This is a genomic window from Chitinimonas sp. (genome assembly GCF_041904975.1).
In the GTDB taxonomy this organism is placed as follows: Bacteria; Pseudomonadota; Gammaproteobacteria; order Burkholderiales; family Chitinimonadaceae; genus Chitinimonas.
The window spans coordinates 21,587-37,227 of sequence record NZ_JAYRLZ010000010.1 but is presented as its reverse complement, the minus strand read 5'-3'; the positions used below and the strand labels follow the sequence as shown (position 1 = coordinate 37,227).

Annotated in this window: 27 protein-coding genes; 23 read left to right on the top strand and 4 right to left on the bottom strand. The window is 61.1% G+C overall.

Annotation, left to right across the window (positions count from 1 at the left end; translation table 11 throughout):
* From ACE3OH_RS02085 to ACE3OH_RS02030, 12 genes are all read left to right on the top strand, one after another.
* The coding region (locus ACE3OH_RS02085) for a hypothetical protein (protein ID WP_374347759.1) at nt 1-1,511 on the top strand (1,511 nt) is incomplete at its 5' end.
* Between the two features lies 1 nt (nt 1,512).
* On the top strand, nt 1,513-2,361 hold the full coding sequence (locus ACE3OH_RS02080) for a hypothetical protein (protein ID WP_374347757.1): 849 nt from the start codon (nt 1,513-1,515) through the stop codon (nt 2,359-2,361).
* Nucleotides 2,362-2,856: a hypothetical protein gene (locus ACE3OH_RS02075; protein ID WP_374347755.1), complete on the top strand. Its 495-nt coding sequence runs from the start codon at nt 2,362-2,364 to the stop codon at nt 2,854-2,856.
* 9 nt (nt 2,857-2,865) lie between these two features.
* Nucleotides 2,866-3,555 carry a hypothetical protein gene (locus tag ACE3OH_RS02070; protein ID WP_374347753.1) on the top strand — a complete coding sequence of 230 codons (690 nt, stop codon included), beginning with the start codon at nt 2,866-2,868 and terminating at the stop codon, nt 3,553-3,555.
* Nucleotides 3,556-3,644: 89 nt separating this feature from the next.
* Nucleotides 3,645-4,373, top strand: coding sequence for a hypothetical protein (locus ACE3OH_RS02065; protein ID WP_374347751.1), 729 nt, complete (start codon nt 3,645-3,647; stop codon nt 4,371-4,373).
* Nucleotides 4,370-4,909 (top strand): hypothetical protein, encoded by a 540-nt coding sequence (locus ACE3OH_RS02060; RefSeq protein WP_374347749.1) that lies wholly within the window; start codon nt 4,370-4,372, stop codon nt 4,907-4,909. Before ACE3OH_RS02065 ends, ACE3OH_RS02060 begins: the two co-directional genes overlap by 4 nt.
* A gap of 10 nt (nt 4,910-4,919) precedes the next feature.
* The gene (locus ACE3OH_RS02055) at nt 4,920-5,444 is read left to right on the top strand and encodes a hypothetical protein (protein ID WP_374347747.1); all 525 of its coding nucleotides are present in this window, start codon (nt 4,920-4,922) and stop codon (nt 5,442-5,444) included.
* 10 nt (nt 5,445-5,454) lie between these two features.
* Nucleotides 5,455-5,883: a DUF5675 family protein gene (locus ACE3OH_RS02050; protein WP_374347745.1), complete on the top strand. Its 429-nt coding sequence runs from the start codon at nt 5,455-5,457 to the stop codon at nt 5,881-5,883.
* A complete protein-coding gene (locus tag ACE3OH_RS02045; RefSeq protein ID WP_374347743.1) occupies nt 5,880-6,275 on the top strand; it encodes a hypothetical protein in 396 nt (131 codons plus the stop codon). The genes ACE3OH_RS02050 and ACE3OH_RS02045 overlap by 4 nt, the downstream gene beginning before the upstream one ends.
* Before the next feature lie 224 nt (nt 6,276-6,499).
* A complete protein-coding gene (locus ACE3OH_RS02040) occupies nt 6,500-6,739 on the top strand; it encodes an AbrB/MazE/SpoVT family DNA-binding domain-containing protein (RefSeq protein ID WP_374347741.1) in 240 nt (79 codons plus the stop codon).
* Entirely contained in the window at nt 6,736-7,134 is a 399-nt protein-coding gene (locus ACE3OH_RS02035) for a PIN domain-containing protein (protein ID WP_374347739.1), read from the top strand. The genes ACE3OH_RS02040 and ACE3OH_RS02035 overlap by 4 nt, the downstream gene beginning before the upstream one ends.
* A 101-nt stretch (nt 7,135-7,235) precedes the next feature.
* The gene (locus tag ACE3OH_RS02030; RefSeq protein ID WP_374347737.1) at nt 7,236-7,592 is read left to right on the top strand and encodes a hypothetical protein; all 357 of its coding nucleotides are present in this window, start codon (nt 7,236-7,238) and stop codon (nt 7,590-7,592) included.
* 49 nt (nt 7,593-7,641) lie between these two features.
* Here ACE3OH_RS02030 and ACE3OH_RS02025 read toward each other — a convergent pair whose 3' ends face one another.
* Genes ACE3OH_RS02025 through ACE3OH_RS02010 form a run of 4 tightly spaced genes read right to left on the bottom strand, consistent with a single transcriptional unit; the run spans nt 7,642 to nt 9,715 of the window.
* Nucleotides 7,642-8,079, bottom strand: coding sequence for a hypothetical protein (locus tag ACE3OH_RS02025; RefSeq protein ID WP_374347735.1), 438 nt, complete (start codon nt 8,077-8,079; stop codon nt 7,642-7,644).
* Nucleotides 8,080-8,094: 15 nt separating this feature from the next.
* The gene (locus ACE3OH_RS02020; RefSeq protein ID WP_374347733.1) at nt 8,095-8,484 is read right to left on the bottom strand and encodes a hypothetical protein; all 390 of its coding nucleotides are present in this window, start codon (nt 8,482-8,484) and stop codon (nt 8,095-8,097) included.
* Nucleotides 8,477-8,728, bottom strand: a complete 252-nt coding sequence (locus ACE3OH_RS02015) for a hypothetical protein (protein WP_374347731.1) — start codon at nt 8,726-8,728, stop codon at nt 8,477-8,479. The genes ACE3OH_RS02020 and ACE3OH_RS02015 overlap by 8 nt, the downstream gene beginning before the upstream one ends.
* 21 nt (nt 8,729-8,749) lie before the next feature.
* Complete coding sequence (locus tag ACE3OH_RS02010; protein WP_374347729.1) at nt 8,750-9,715, bottom strand: hypothetical protein; 966 nt, start codon at nt 9,713-9,715, stop codon at nt 8,750-8,752.
* A gap of 96 nt (nt 9,716-9,811) precedes the next feature.
* On the opposite strand from ACE3OH_RS02010, the gene ACE3OH_RS02005 reads away from it, so the two are divergent.
* From ACE3OH_RS02005 to ACE3OH_RS01955, 11 genes are all read left to right on the top strand, one after another.
* Entirely contained in the window at nt 9,812-10,006 is a 195-nt protein-coding gene (locus ACE3OH_RS02005) for a hypothetical protein (protein ID WP_374347727.1), read from the top strand.
* A 50-nt stretch (nt 10,007-10,056) separates the two neighbouring features.
* A complete protein-coding gene (locus tag ACE3OH_RS02000) occupies nt 10,057-10,608 on the top strand; it encodes a phage antirepressor N-terminal domain-containing protein (protein ID WP_374347725.1) in 552 nt (183 codons plus the stop codon).
* 77 nt (nt 10,609-10,685) lie between these two features.
* Nucleotides 10,686-11,210, top strand: coding sequence for a phage regulatory CII family protein (locus ACE3OH_RS01995; protein WP_374347723.1), 525 nt, complete (start codon nt 10,686-10,688; stop codon nt 11,208-11,210).
* A gap of 195 nt (nt 11,211-11,405) precedes the next feature.
* Entirely contained in the window at nt 11,406-12,119 is a 714-nt protein-coding gene (locus ACE3OH_RS01990; RefSeq protein ID WP_374347720.1) for a tyrosine-type recombinase/integrase, read from the top strand.
* Between the two features lie 36 nt (nt 12,120-12,155).
* Nucleotides 12,156-12,449 carry an HU family DNA-binding protein gene (locus ACE3OH_RS01985; protein WP_374347718.1) on the top strand — a complete coding sequence of 98 codons (294 nt, stop codon included), beginning with the start codon at nt 12,156-12,158 and terminating at the stop codon, nt 12,447-12,449.
* 44 nt (nt 12,450-12,493) lie between these two features.
* Nucleotides 12,494-12,865, top strand: a complete 372-nt coding sequence (locus ACE3OH_RS01980) for a hypothetical protein (protein WP_374347716.1) — start codon at nt 12,494-12,496, stop codon at nt 12,863-12,865.
* On the top strand, nt 12,862-13,209 hold the full coding sequence (locus ACE3OH_RS01975; protein WP_374347714.1) for a DUF2528 family protein: 348 nt from the start codon (nt 12,862-12,864) through the stop codon (nt 13,207-13,209). Before ACE3OH_RS01980 ends, ACE3OH_RS01975 begins: the two co-directional genes overlap by 4 nt.
* Nucleotides 13,206-14,366, top strand: a complete 1,161-nt coding sequence (locus ACE3OH_RS01970) for a hypothetical protein (protein WP_374347711.1) — start codon at nt 13,206-13,208, stop codon at nt 14,364-14,366. The genes ACE3OH_RS01975 and ACE3OH_RS01970 overlap by 4 nt, the downstream gene beginning before the upstream one ends.
* Nucleotides 14,363-14,944, top strand: a complete 582-nt coding sequence (locus ACE3OH_RS01965) for a hypothetical protein (RefSeq protein ID WP_374347709.1) — start codon at nt 14,363-14,365, stop codon at nt 14,942-14,944. Before ACE3OH_RS01970 ends, ACE3OH_RS01965 begins: the two co-directional genes overlap by 4 nt.
* The gene (locus ACE3OH_RS01960) at nt 14,941-15,378 is read left to right on the top strand and encodes a hypothetical protein (RefSeq protein WP_374347707.1); all 438 of its coding nucleotides are present in this window, start codon (nt 14,941-14,943) and stop codon (nt 15,376-15,378) included. Before ACE3OH_RS01965 ends, ACE3OH_RS01960 begins: the two co-directional genes overlap by 4 nt.
* A gap of 39 nt (nt 15,379-15,417) precedes the next feature.
* Entirely contained in the window at nt 15,418-15,639 is a 222-nt protein-coding gene (locus tag ACE3OH_RS01955; protein ID WP_374347705.1) for a hypothetical protein, read from the top strand.
* Nucleotides 15,640-15,641: the final 2 nt, after the last annotated feature.

Below are 15,641 nucleotides of genomic sequence, written 5' to 3'. Positions count from 1 at the left end.
CTGTCATGAACGTGATGGAATTCGACGCGGTCAACCTGACCACTAGCCAGCCAGAAACGCTGCGGGTGAGCGACGGCAAGGGCTTTCGCACCCGACCTACTGACCCGGTGCCGAACGCCATGGTGCGCGGCCGTTTGATGCAGCCTTACCTGCTGCGCCGGGATCTATTCGAGAAGGCCACCACGTTTGGCGGTGTAGGCATGGCCAAGGGTGAGGTGCTGCTGCAAAACGCGGACGGCCAGCTGGATTACCTGCTGGGCTATGCCTTCGACGGCCGGCAGGGTCGCGCCTGGCAGGGTGAAGACGGTGCGCCGTTTCCGGGCGCTTGGTCGCGGATTGGTGTGTGTGTGGTCGACACGGTGAGCTTTGACACCGACAAGGTGCGGCTGGCACTGCGCGATGATCTGCAGACCCTGAACAAGCCGCTGCTGCCCAATCGCTTTGCCGGAAACAATGTGCTGCCGGCCGGGCTGGAGGGCGTGGCCGACCTGAAAGACAAGCCCAAGCCGCGGCTGTACGGCTCGGTGATGAATATCGCGCCGAAGCAGGTGAATACCTCGAAATCGATTTATCAGATTTCGGATAAGGCTTGCGCGGTATCGGCCGTGTTTGATCGCGGCATCGTCCTTGCGCTCGACGCCGTGGCGAGCTCAAAGGCGGATCTGGAAGCCACCGTGCCAGCTGCCAGCAGCTACCGGTTATGGTCTGGCCCGGATGGCACCTATGTCAGGCTTGGTACCCAGGCCAAGGGCACGGTGACGGTGGATGCCAGCACGACCGAGACTCGGGCCGCCAGCCTGCTGCAGCAGATTGCCGGCGAGATGGGCCTGAGCGCCTATGCGCCGGACGTGGCCGCGCTCAATGCCGCCAATAGCGCTGCCGTGGGCATCTGGGTCGATGGCGACACCACCGCCCTGACTGCCATGAATGAGCTGGCCAGCGCGGTGGCGGCATCGTTTTACATCGACAACCTGGGCCGACTGCGCATGGCAAGGCTGGAGGCGCCGGCCGGGCCGCCCGTCATGACAATCAGCAGCCGCATGCTGATCGAGCTGGCGCTGATCTCGACCGCCGACAGTGATAAAGGCGTTCCGCCCTGGCAGGTGCGGCTGGGCTATGCCCGCAATTACACGGTGCAAAACGATCTGGCCGGCGGCGCTGGCGCCCGGGTGAGCTGGGCAGCAGCGGATTACCGCAGGCTCACTGTCGACGATACCGGCGTGAAGACCCTGCACCCCAATAGCGAGCCGATGCAGGTGGATACCTGCCTGGTGAATCAGGCCGATGCGCAGGCTGAGGCGCAGCGCCGGCTCAATCTTTACAAGGTCGGGCGGCAAATGTTCCAGATAAAGGCCGAGTTTTCGCCGGCGCAGCTGGCGGCGCTGGACCTAAACCAGTGCGTGTTGCTCAAGCATGTGCGCTTTGGCTTGACCGCCGGCCGCCTGTTGCGGGTGGTGGGTATGGAACTGAATGCCGAGCTGGGTGAAGCCACGCTCAGGCTGTGGGGTTGATATGGCCAATGTGATGCTGTGTTACCCGAACCGGATCGAGGGCGCCACGCTCAGCGGTGGCGGCTGGACCAATGCGCCGCTGTCGGCCATGCAGACGCGCGACTATGCCGAAACTGCGGTGTCGACTGACACCCAGCCGATCAATACGCAGTTTGTGGTGGATCTGGGCGGGCTTTATCCGGCCCGGCTGTTGGTGTTGGTCGGCAATCTGAGCCCGGCCGCCATGATCCGGTTCCGCTGCAGCGCGACCAATAGTTTCGCCGCGCCGGCATGGGATTCAGGATGGCAAAGCGCTTGGCCGCGCCTGCCGTTCGGTACGGTCGGCTGGCTCGATCCGTCCTTCTGGTCTGGCCAGCTGACCGCCGAGCGCGCCGCCAGTTACCCACCGGTGTTTTGGGCGCTGGGGCCGGCATCGCTGCTGTGGCGCTATTGCCTGGTAGAGATCAACGACCCGACCAACCCGGCCGGCGTGATCGCACTGGGCCGGGCTGGCTTCTTTGAGGCCTTTCAGCCCAAGGTCAATCTGAGCTACGACCCCGAGCATGGGCACACCACCAACACCCAGGTGATGGAAGGCCTGGCTGGCAACAAATTCTTCAACGTGCGGCCGTCTGTGCGCTATGCGCGTATCGCCCTGGACTGGCTGAGCGATGCCGAAGCCTTCGGCGCCGGGTTTGACCTGGTGCGCCGACAGGGCGTGCATCAAGAGGTGTTTTATCTCTACGACCCGGCCGACCCGATTTACCGCATCCAGCGGGCTTTCTTGGGGCATTTGCGCAGCTTGCCGGCCTACCGGCATCCGAGCTTTGGCCGACACACCACCGCAATCGAAATCGAGGAGCTGATCTGAATGGCCAATAGCGTGACGTTTTTGCCCGCCGTGGGTGGCGATGGCAGCACGGTAAGCGACGACGACAACCCGGACACCGGTATTGCCGCGCCCTATGGCTGGACGCTGCGGTTTATCCCCGCGCTCAAGCAGATGGTGGCGGTGGGCCAGTGGATTGTCAGCGCTGCCAACACGGTGCAGGGCTACTTGACCGGCGCAAACAACGCTGCCAGCAGCGCCACCATCAGCGCAGCCAGCGCCAGCGGCAGTGCCACCAGTGCCGGCGTGTATGCCGGGCAGTCGCAGGCTTTTGCCACGCAGGCAGCAAATAGCGCGTCGGCTGCGGCTGCGGTGACAGGTTTGCCGCTGCCGGCTACGGCTGGCGCCGTATTGCGGGTGAATCCGGCTGCAAATGGCTACCAGCTTGCGCAATTGTCCACTGCCGATTTGAGCGATGGCGCTGCACTGGCGCGAGCCATGCGGCGCAGCAAGCTGGCTCTTTACAACCAACTCTAGGAGGCGTCCATGGCCTATGAAGCACTGCTTATCTCTGCAATCGCCCCCGGGCTGAGTGTCACCTTGACTGCTGCCACCGGCACCAATCTGCGCGTGCTGGCCGATGTGTCGCCGGCCAGCGGCACCGTGGGCGCGATCGACTGGCTGCGCGGTGGCAGCCGTATCACCGAAGCGACGGTGAGCAGCAACAGCGCCAGCAGCCAAAGCCTGCAGGTGGTTGAGGCTACCGAGGTGACCGTGATCGGCGCCGCGACCGGCGCGGTGACCATCAGCGCCACAAACACCATCACCCGCGCCACGGCTGGCTTTCTCGCTGACCGCTGGGAAATCGGCCAGCGCTGTGCCTTGCTGGCAGCCGGCAATGCCGCGCTGCTGCCAGACGAAGGCAAGGTGCTGACGATTACCGCGGTGACCGACACCGCCATCACCGTGAGCGGCGCAGCGCTCACCAATGGCGCCGTGCCGGCCGGGTCGCGCCTGGTGCGGCTCACCGGCGATTACGTTAAGAGTATTCCGGCCCAGTGCGGGACCTCGCCTACCGTGCCAAACGCATCGCTTTTGGGTGATCAGTCGGTGGATAGCTCGATCGACAAAACCGGCAATTCGCTGGGCGCCAAGACGCTGCTGCTGGTGGGCGTGACGGCTGCGCTATCGGGCGGTGATCGCATTGAGGTTCGCGCAAAACAGGGGCTGATGTAATGACGATCGGCGCTAAGGCAATTTCGATACAGGGCGCATTGGGCGCGCCATCTCAGCCAGGCGCGACGGTACTAACCAAGCCGCAGCTGGTGACAGCCTCGCAATCGATCCCGATCCCGCAAAACGCGATCGCCACCTACCTATTTATGGTCGGCGGTGGTGGCGGTGGCTACTTTCTCGGGACGGCGGGCAGCGGCGGTGCTTCCGGCGCGATCGGCGCTTTCGTGATTGACCATCGTCGAGTAGGCGTTACAAACGGCGGCAGTGTCGCGATTGGCATTGGCGCGGGAGGCGTCGGCAGCAATGCCGGTGGATCGACCACGGTTTCCATCGGCTCGCTGACGTTGACGGCTCAAGGCGGGCAGCCGGCACAGTCCAATAACCCTAGCACGCCTGGCTCGATGCTCACGGTGGTGGGGGTAGACCTGCAATTTTGGGCCGGGCGGGCAATCAATCTGCTGGGTGGGCTGTATGTACCTACCGCGGCTAATCCGCTGCTGAACTACGGCGCAAACGGCAGCAGCGGGCTGGGGGTGACTGGGACGTCAATCATTAACGCCCCTGGCGGCAACAGTGGCGCCAATGGTGGATCGCATGCCGCCTTGGTCCTGCCGTATTGGGTCAAAGCGGCCGGCATTGCTCTTGGTACACCAGGCAATGTCAGCGCTAGCAATGGCGGCGGCGCTGCATCGTTCAATGGCGCCGGCGGCAATGGAGGCGGTACGTCTGCCACCGGCTTCGGTGGCGGTGGCGGCGCCGGTAGTTCTACGGCTGGCGCCCCTGGCTGTGTGGTCATTTGCTTTGAGGTACCAGCATGAGCGACTTTGCTTTGATCGAAAACGGCGTGGTGCGCAATGTGATTGTCTCGACGCAGGCCTATGCGCAGACCCAAGCATCGACGGTGGTAGATCTGACCGGCGTCAATCCACGGCCAGGGCCAGGCTGGACCTACAACGGGGCGAGCTTTGCCGCACCGATCACCGACGCACGCCCACGCCTGGTGATTACCAATGTCGCCAGTGACAACACCGCGAAAACCCTTGTCGATTCTCAGTTTCGAGAGGCGACGTGCCCAGTTGGCACGACGCTGACTTTCACTGCGGAATTGCGCGACAGCAGCAATCAGCGCATCCCTGCCAGCGACACCTTCAGGATGCCTCTGAACAAAAGGGGTGGGGGCGAGGGCATGTTGCTGGCGACCATGGTGGCGGGCGTGGTGACGATCCGCGCCGCGTTCACTACGCCGGGCGACGATGGCGCATGGGTCGTTGACGAAGCGACCATCAACGCCAGCCTACCGCCCGCCAGCCAGATGCGCTTTGCCGGCTTTGTCGCGAACGTCTACCGAGCTTAAGGAGGGACTGATGGCTGTGCCGAATTCGCCCGATCTGTTTTTGTCCCCGCAAGGGGCTTGGGGTGCCGCTGGTGCGGCGCTGGTAGGGGCGGTGTGGATGGGCTACGCCGTCTGGCAGCGAGTGGGGGGCGATGCCAGGGCGACAGAGTTACAGAGCAAGGTGGACCGCGAAAACGCCGACTTGATCAAGCGCTTGCAGGACGAGATTGCCGGCCTGGTCGACCAGCGCGACAAGGCCTTTACCCGCGCCGACCAGTTTGCCGCCGAGCGTAACGACGCCATTGCCGAGGTGGGCTCGCTGCGCACCGAGGTGGCCAGCTTGCGCAAGGAGCTCGAAGAGTGGCGCGAAGAGAACCGCGAACAGCGCGAGCATGTGGACAGCCTGCTCCTGCTGATCAACCACCTGCTATTCGACACCCAGCTATCGGACGCGACGCCGGAACAGCGGCTGGCGCTGTTGCACGGCTTTGGCCCGGCCAAGGCCAAGGCCACGGTGGACAGCCTGCGCACTGCTGTCGCGCAGGCCGCCAAGTGAAAGGGATGCTATGGAACTGACTGTGATTCGACAGCCCAGTAGTGAAGACTGCACGCTGGGCGAACTGCTGGTGGACGGCGAACACGCCTGCTACACGCTGGAGGACCCGATACGCGAGGTGGAGGGCGAGCCGGTGAGCCGCTGGAAAGTGCCGGGGCAAACGGCAATCCCGGCCGGGCGCTACCGGGTGACCATCACGCCCAGCCAGCACTTTGGCCGGCCGATGCCACTGATCAACGATGTGCCCGGCTTTGTGGGTGTGCGTATCCATGCCGGCAATACCGCCAGCGATACCGAGGGCTGTTTGCTGGTGGGCGAGGCGCAGGGGCCGGACCGCATTGGGCGGTCTGCCGTGGCGTTTGCGGCGTTGTTCGAGCGCATCCGCCGTTCGCTGGCGAGCGGCGATGCGGTGTGGATCAGCTACGAGAACCCGCAATGATGTGGCCGGATCTCGCCCCCTACCGCATGGCGGCGCTGGCAGTGGCGCTATTGGCTGCGGCCGGCGCCGGCGCCGCAGTGAATGGCTGGCGCCTGCAGGCCGTTTTTAACCGCGAGCGGCTTCAGGCAGCCACTGAATCGCTACACCAGGCAGAAAACAGCTACCGGATTTATGCCGAGAATGTGGACCGCGCCCACGCGGCCGCTGCCAGTGCCCAGCGCGCCGGCCAGTCGCTCGATGCCGGCTTTGCCAAACTCACCCAGGAATACCGCCGCTATGCGCTGTTTCACCCGTTACCTGCTGATTGCCAGCCTGATGCTGAGCGGCTGCGCTACCTGCAAACCCTCGCCGACCGCGCCAATCGCGCCGCCCGAGGCGAGCCTGCAGACTGATTGCCCAGCCCTGCCGGCGGTGCCGAAGGCGGGCGCCAGCCTTGATGAGGCCTGGATCTGGATGGGGGAGGTGGTGACGCTGTACGGGCAATGCGCTGCCGATAAGCGGGCGCTGGTGCAGGGGTGGCCGGTGGGGCGGTGAGGGGTTGGTACCCTCGTTGGTGAGGGTAGCAGGGGGTGATTCCTTACTTTGTGATATAAAGTAAGGAACTTAGGAGATGACCATGGCAACCTCAACACTGAGTACCAAAGGGCAAGTGACCATTCCGGCGGCGGTCCGGGGCGCGCTGGGCCTGCATGCCGGCGACCGGATCGACTTTGTTGAGCTGGAACCGGGGCAATTTGCCATTGTTGCGGCAACCAAGTCGGTTGATGACCTCAAGGGGCTGCTGGGCAAGCCGGCCGCACCCGTGTCGATTGAAGCGATGAATGAAGCCATTGCCCAAGGCGCCAGCAAAGCATGATCGGCATCGATACCAATGTTCTTGTTCGCCACCTTGCGCAAGATGATCCCGTGCAGTCGCCGCTGGCGACGGCCCTTTTTCAGCGCCTGACGCCGGCCGCGCCGGGCTTTATCAGCCTGGTGGTACTGGTGGAGGCGACGTGGGTGATGCAGCGGGCTTACAAGGTTGACCGGGCGCAGCTGGTGGGGATACTCGATACGCTACTGCGTACTCGTGCATTGCTGGTGCAGCATGCTGATATCGCCTGGAAGGCGTTGCATCGCTTTGCCAACAGCACGGCCGACTTTTCCGATTGCTTGATCGAGCGCATGGCCAGCGAAGTCGGCTGCACGCAGACCCTGACGTTTGACCGCGGCGCAGTCAGTCAGGCCGGGATGGTTCTGTTGGGTGAGTGATTGTTTCCAGATCGCTTTAGTAGCGACGCCGTACCTTTAAATTTCTCTTTGTGATTGAGCCAGCCGAGCGAACGGCTGGCTTTTTGTTTCAGGGTTTGCACATGAAAGTATGTTTTGTTTTATACGAACCGGGCAGGGCGCCTTGGCTGGCATTTGCCTACAACTCAGGTATTTCTGCTCCGCTAAAGCTACTGGTGACCCGATACCCATCTGCCCAAGTGTTTGTGCTAGAGACGGCAGATGCGGGATTCTTGAAAGCTGGCGCAACCTTCGTCACCAATGGCGATGATTACCTGAAGGCATCGCAACCAGATGGTGGAGCGTCGATATTCGAGCAGCGGGCCAGGCTGCGAAAGGCGGCGCTGTCTGCTGAAATTGATGATGCTTACGAGCGTGGCATGCAGGCGGGGATGGCGATGATGCAACAGCAGATCAGGCAATGCCTGGGTGTTGCGTAGATAACCCAGCCGCGAAGGCGGCCGGGTTTTAGGGCTGGTTTAAAGGGCTTTAACTTTCACAGTAAAGACGCCAGCCACTTTGGAACTTCATATATTCCGACGTGACCTTGTAATCCTGCTCTGCTGGCTCAATACGTATTGCGTTTGTCATTCGCAGTAGGTCTAGCTCTGATCGTTTTTCTAAGCTGTCGCGATTAATGTCTTTGGGCAGATCAACGATGTAGCGGGTAAACCCAATCATGCCGCCCATTCTGTTTCTGGCATTGACTTCACCACACCAGGCATGGGGTGGTGACTTCGATTGGAAGACGTTCCTGAACATTGCCGACTGTGGGTCATTCAGAATGCCAAGAATGGCAAGTTTCTGGAGGTCTCGTTGTTGATCTTTATTTTGGTGCGCTTTATTCGAACTGAATGCGAATATATTCAGCGCTGCCAACGCAGCAATCGCTACGCTTGCTGCGACAACGTTTATTATTTTTTTCACGTTACCTTCCTCCGGTTAAAAGCTTGATCGAATGCGTGCGAGTTGCCGCTTGGTTGCGTCCAACTGTTTTCCAACGGGCAAGGTCAGGAAACCGGCTGCGAAAAATAGTAGGTACAAAGGCGCTTTCAGTTCGGGGATGGGTAAGAGCGTGCCCAGCAGCATCGCCGCCACCGCGCCCAATGCCAGATAGGTGTATAGGGCGGAAAGTCGCTCGGCTTCGGCTTCCAGCTGAAATTCAATGGCTTTTCGGCGAATCGGGTAGCCGCATTCACGGCACTCGTCCGCTGAGCGGCTGATCGGGGTTGCGCAATCCGGGCATCCAACCAGATTCCGCGTGTTGCGCGGGCCTTGGCGGCCCATTACCTGCACATTATTGTTGCCGACAATACGTTGATAGTCAGACATGGCTGCCGCCTTTCAGGCTGCTGATCAGATCGGCCAGCGCCTGAGCGTTGGCTAGGTCGCCCTGCACCTGGATATTGCCGTCGCCACCTTCAATAAGCTGGCAGCCCTGCATGGCTGGGCCGATTTGCAGATTATTGCTGCCTTGGTGAATACGCTGCGTTACCACGGCGTCGCCGTTTGCGGCTGGTACTGCTTGCCGCATGGCATTGAAGATCTCTTGCTGGATCGTCGTTCGGTCTTTCACTTGCTTCCTCCTTGTCGTGGCCTATCCGGCCGTTGCCATAAACTCCTTCAAATGACGGAAATCGACGGTATCGCCGACGTGGTATTGCGCATAAAACTGGGCAGCGAGCTGGCTAAAAGCGGCCGGTGGCAGGTTCAGCTGTAGCTCATCTTGGGCGCGGTGCATGCCGGCCAGTACGTTGGCTAGTACGGCGGGATTGATCGGCGCAGCTTCGGTTGGCGTGTCGGTAAGCACGTCGAACAGGTTCAACAATGCAGTTTGCTTGGCTGCGCTCAGTTGGCGGAAGTGTTGGATCAGTAGGCTTTCGTTACGCGAGAGGTCGGAACCAAGCGTGATTTGTGTCCCGGGTAGGTCGCCATCCTGCGCTGCTTGTGCAAAAGCCACTAAACCTTTTGGCTCTGCGCTACCTACACCGAACAACTCGTAATTACCCATTTGCCCATTTACGAGCCGGTCAAAGTCAGTCTCTTCGAGACTCAAGACTGTAGTGGGCATTGCGGCCGCTGCCATCTGCAATGCTTGCGACGTTCGATTACCACATTGACCTGAGCAGATTTCATTACGCCAAACCCAAACACTTGGCGTGGTTTCGCCAACCGCGCAGTGTTGCTCAGGCCAGTAAATCACCGTTGCAAGCCGATTCTCCTTCTTGACCACCAACAGCCGAATTTCGCTGGCGCCGTTTTCTGCGTCTTCAATGTGCAGCGTTAGTCGCGCAGACCATGCTTCATCGGACAGCCCAGGCGCTGAATTGAACGGGTTGCCTGTGCCGGTAACCAGCCAGTTCATCGAGACGTTTTCTACCAGGCATAACAAGCCCAGGAATTCAGCCCCCGGCACCTTCCGGCGCTTTTGTTCATCAGCTGATATGGATGTGCTTGGGAATGCTCCTTGCACCACACCGCGAGTCCATCCCACCTGTTCACCGAAGGTATGAGGGCGGCGATCTGCCTTGATCCAGTCGATTCGTTCGTGGAGTGAATTCATAAAAAAATGCAAAATCCTCTTGCGAATGCATTTAAAGATGCATAAGCTGTGGGTCATTCATATAAAGATGTATTGATCCTACAGGAGCATGCAGCGATGGCAAAGAAACAAACAATCCGCACGGCACCCGTTGTGGTGACCATGCCAGAAGATGAGAAGAGTGCGCTGTTTCAAGCGGCTGCAGCGGATGGCCGAAGCGCTTCGAACTTTGCGCTCAAGCTGATTCGGGAAGGCATGGAGCGCACCAAAGCTGCCATGGCTGATTGCGACCGACACAAACAGGCTGCTTGAGCTGACTCAGGATCGAAGGCTTTACACCATTGAACTTATAAGGAAACGCCATGAAACATGTCACTCAACATATCGTCATTCATTACGCCGGACTCGATCTGCCGGTGATCAAGAACGAACAAGGCATTGACTGCGTACCAGTCAAGCCGATTGCTGAGATTTTCGGACTTGACTGGGTAACGCAACATAAACGTATGCAGGGGAATTGGAATGCCCGGTTTTTGGGTACCTGCATAGGGCATATGCCCTATGCAGGTCAGCAGCGCGAGATGCTCTGCATCCGGCTGGATCGGGTGGTTGCCTACTTGCAGTCCATCAACCCCGAGCGGGTTCGCGCCAACGGTAATGTCAGCGGCGCTGACTTCCTGGAAGCCAAGCTCAATGAATGGGCTGATGCGCTACACGATTACGAAGAGCTGGGCTATGCGGCCAATCCCAAGACGCTTGTTGCCAATCGCAACAGCACGATGCGGCTATTCATGACGCTTTGCCGCGAGAAGCGTGTGACAGAGCTCGAGCATGACAGCAAGGCCCTTGATGCAATGTGTAAGCAGCTCGCTAGTGAGCTGAACATCCCTTACCAGCTTCCCCTTTCATCATGAAAACGCACTGAACAACGACAAGCCACCCGCTGCTGGAAACAGCGGGTGGCCTGGGGTGGTGCGGAAAATCACGTGTCTTGGCGGACAGCGTATTTTTGGCACTCCCCGTTTCGGAATTGAATCAGAAACTCAACGGGGCATTACCAATGCGCGAAGCACGGACGCGGGATTTCTATTTGGCCGCTCAGGCCGCCAGTCATGAAGCCGGGGTGGATCAACTTGCCGAGCAACTCGGCTGTGCCCCAAGCACGCTGTACAACAAGCTCAATCCCAATGATGAGACCGCCAAGCTGACGGCGGAAGACATTATCCGCATCACCCGGCTGACTGGTTCCTCCGCCATGGCAGAGGTGATGGCGCGCATTGCTGGCGGGGTGTTTTACCGGCTGCCTGACCTATCCAAGATCCCTGACGCCGAATTGTTCGACCTGATTCTTGATGAAGGGTCGATGACGGGCGACTTCCACAGCCATTTGCGCAAATTCCTGGATGACCGCCGCCTTGAGGCCGCGGAGTTTGCCCGCCTTGAGCAGGACATCTGCGCAGTCATCAGCGGCTGGGTGGAAATCAAGGCCCGCCTTGAAACCATGGTGGCCAGCTGAACATGCGCCGCGCACCGCACCGACCTGCTGAACCCTGCCTCGCAGAGCTCTGCCGCAGCGCCCGCTGTGAGTACGAGCGTCAACGGGCGGCTGTGTCGCAGCTGCGGTACCACCCCAACTATGCGCCGGTATTAGCCGGCATCGCAGCGGCCAGCGTGTGGCCGCGCCACCACGCGACCGGGGAGGGTCAAAGCGATGGCACTGGATTATCTGACTGAGGCCGAGCAGCGCCTGCTGCTGAAGACCATACGCAGCCGCGCCGGCCTGTTGGCCCGCCGCGATGCGGCTTGGGTGGAATTACTGATCGAGACCGGCCTGCGGATTGGCGAATTTGCCCAGCTGACTATCGCCGATGCTCGGGCCGCCCTGAAAACCGGCTGGCTGTTTGTGCCGGCCGAGTACCGCAAGGGCGTGCAGGTGGTGGCGCGGGGCGGCAAGGCCACGCGGCGCTTCGACCACAAGGTGGGTGTGTACCAGCGCGAGCGCGCCGCTTTGACTGAGCTGCTGGCAGTGCATGAAGCCATGCTGGACGGCCAGCAAGAACTATTCGACACCGCGCCGCTGATTTACAGCCGCAACGCGGGGCCGCTGTCGGTGCGCAGTTACCAGGCACGGCTGCAAGCATGGTGCTGCGCGGCTGATCTGCCAGTGCACGCCAGTCCCCACACTTTGCGCCACACCGCTGCGATGAACATTCTGCGCGCCAGCACAGCAGATAACCCACTGTCACTGGTGACGCTGAAGCTCGGCCATGTCAGCGCCCGCACCGCATCGATTTACACCGAGATGCGCGACCGCGAGCGGGTGCAGGCTGAGCTGGACAAGGTGGGCGAGGCACGCAGCCAAGCCGGCCGCAAGGCGCGCATGCGCACTACCGACCTGCGCCGCCAGCGCGACGCCCGGCACTGATTTTTCCACGCAGCAAGCAACCAAGGAGCAACACCGATGAGCAAGGCAGACCTGATCAACCGCGTACACAACATGGCCAGCACGGCCAATCCTGGCATCACCAAGGCGGTGGTGCAGACCGTTCTGGACGCCTTTATTACCGAGGCCACGGCCGTGCTGTCCGAGGGCGGCGAGGTGGCACTCCCGCCGCTGGGCAAGTTCGAGACCCGCGAGCGAGCTGGCCGCACGGGCCGTAATCCGCAAACCGGGGCGGCCATCACCATCGCCGGCCGGCGCGTGGTGGCGTTCAAGCCGGCCAAGCCGCTGAAGGATGCAGTCGACAAGGCCTAAACCACGCCGGGGCGGCCCCGCCGCCCCGCATTTTGGAGGAAATCATGGGACATGCAGACACTGTTGCAGCACTGATCCAGAACCGCGCCGAGCGTGACGCCACGCTGCTGCGCCACCAGCTGTATGACGCCCGGCTGAGCATTGGCTACACGATTGACTTGGCCGCGCTGACCGCCTACGCGCCAGCGGCAGAGCAGCTGGAAGTTCTGCTGGCAGACCCCGACGTGGCCCAGCTGCTGGGGGCGACCGGTGAGGAACTGGATTCCTTGGAGTTTGAGCGCCTGGGCTGGCTGATCGGAGCGAGCCGACCGAATGCGCGCGGTTCGCTTGGCCAGATGCATTGGTTCCATGCGCCGACCTACCAGGGCGCCATGGATGCCGCGCTGCAGTGGGCACGCAGCGAGGTGGCGCTATGACCATCCGACGCTATGAGATATCGGCCGAATTCTGGTCGCACAACGCCAGCTTGGTTGTGGAATTCGACGATGAAAAGTTTCCTCTGACCACCTTTGAGGAAATCAATCGCTTCTGGTCTGGCGACCAGAGCCGGCTAGATCTCGCCGGCGGCAATGTGGTGGTAGCCGTGTTGCGCATGCTAGCCATGCGCACCTGGACTGACCACGACTTCGAGGCAGACCTCGAAGCGGGGCGTGCCGAGGGATGGCCGCAACTCGGTCGCAGCGCCGGGTTTCGTATCTGCCACGTAGACATGCCAGAGATTGAATCTGCTGATGTTGAAGTGGTCGAGGTGGCGCTATGACAACCAACAACACACGGCCGATCGCATGGGTTCGCTTTTGCACGGACGGCGGCATCGAGGGGCCCTTGCTGGATAGTGATAGTCGCATGTGCGATGTGCGCAGGAATTCTGGTGCATGGACACCTTTGTATCAGCACGCTGCTCTGGCAGCGGTGCCAGATGAATCAGTGCTACGGGCTGCTCTCGTGCGCATCGCGAACATGCAAGACCGCGACGGCAACCTGATAGAAATGCATCGCGACGAACTGCGCGGTATTGCCAAGACAGCGCTCGCCGCTCCGGCCACCCCAAAATCCGAGCCGGCAGCGGTGCCGGAATTTAAGCGATTCAGAGACTACGAAATTACATCGTGGTACGAGGCCACTGGATATTGCCCGTTTGATGGTGAAGAGCCATATGCGGCAATCAGCCTATTCAACGCCATCGAAACAGCCGTCTTGGCTAGGTATCTGACAAGTGCAATTTCACCTGCGCTAGCAGTACAGATGCCAAGCGCGGTGCCGGATGGGTGGCAGCTGGTGCCGATTGAGCCGACGCCGGACATGATGGACGCGCACGACAAGCTGCTGATGCGTGGCGTCCCGCGAGGGTACAACCTGATCTATGCCGCCATGCTCGCCGCCGCCCCAGCACCGGTTGCGCAACAACGCCCGCAAAACTGCGGCACGACCTATTGCTCGTGCATTTCATGCCCGTTTGAGCCGGCAGCGGTGCCGGATGAGTGGAAGCGCACCATCGAGCGCGCAGCCGTCAATCTTGAGCTATTCAATGCCCGCCCGCGTCCGTTGTGCCGGGATTGCGCAGACAGCAATGGTATTTGCAGCGACGGTCACGATTGCGATGTTCCCACCCTAACCAAGAGCCTGCGCGCCATGCTCGCCGCTGCCCCGGAAGCGCAGCTGCGAACCGCCGATGTTTCCCTCGCGGATGAAGGTAAGACAGCGGCTTGGCTCGACATGGCCCGCCAGAACGCTGCACTGCTGGCGGAGTTGGAAAACGCTCATCAGATCATCCGCAACGCGCTGGCCATCATGACAACCGAGCAGAAGTGCCAGTGGGCGGACAAGAACAATGCTTCTCAGGTGGATGGCGAAGGCGCGACCCGCGCCAATGAGCGCATGGCGCTGATCGAATCTGTGAAAGGCGGTGGGCTATGAGCTGGATTGTCACCAACAACGGCGAAGAGTTCGACCTGCTGGATACGCAGCGGCAGCCGGTCGACTTCAAGGTGATTGCGCACTCGCTGAGCCAGATCAATCGCTTCAATGGCCACACCCGCCGCCCTTATTCTGTCGCTGAGCATTGTGTGCGTATGGTGGAGGCCTGCAAGGCCGAGCTGTTCGAGTCGTCGACAGAGTTGCAGCTGGCGGTGCTGCTTCACGATGCTGCCGAGGCCTATATCGGCGATATCGTGCGGCCGCTCAAGCTGCTATTGGGCAGCGAGCTGCGCCAGATCGAGGCAGGCATTCAGCAGTCGGTCCATCTGGCCGCCGGCTTGCCGCCGGTGCTGCCGGTGGGCTGGCGCCAGGTGATTCAGCACCTGGACATGGTGATGCTGGCGACCGAAAAGCGCGACTTGCTGCACCTGGCTGCCGATGCGCGGCCGTGGGTTTGCCTCGATGGCGTTGTACCGCTGCCTGCGGTGATCGAGCCATGGCCGAGCTATGTGGCCGAGGCGATGTTCATGCAAACCCTGCAGGCCCTGCAGGAAGCCCGCAGCGAGGTGGCGCTATGACTGACCGCCTCACCCTGCAAGCCATCGCCCAGGTCACCGGGGGCTGCCGTTGTTACCGCGCATTCAATCACCTGCTGGCAGCCGGTCCGGGCTGGCTGCTGGCGGTGCCGCTCTACCTGCTGCGCGGCGAGTTTGCGCAGTTGGTGGATGGCTGCCCGGTGCCGCATGACGAAGTGCTGGCGCTGATCGATGACATTCCCCGCCAGCGGGTGATGTACCCGCCCATGTCGCCAGTGTTCAGCGATCGGGTAAACCGCCTCACCGCGCTTTCCACCGATGACTGGTGGTTTACCCCGATGCGCTACCCCCGCGAAGACTCGCCGATTGGCCTGTTCAGCCATCCGTGCGGAATCCGCTTTGCCGCAACCATGGATGTGCTGTTTGCCTTCCATCCTGCTGCGGCTGCCCAGCAGCCGGCGGAGTGCGCGGCCTGAGCCAAGTAGCCATGCAAAACAACAATGTGGAGGCAAGCCATGTCACAACAGCTGTACGCAAAAATTAAACGATCGTCCAAGTATTTCCACCAGAACGCCCATGCCCAGGCCAATCCAGACCGCTGGGGCTGGCCATTCAAAGTGCACATTGATCCACGCTTTGGCGACTACGCCGTTCAGGGCGGGCCCGGTGAGCAGTACCGCCTGGCTGATGTGAATCTGTTCGTGATCGAAAGCGGCGAAGTCCTTCGCATCAGCTGATC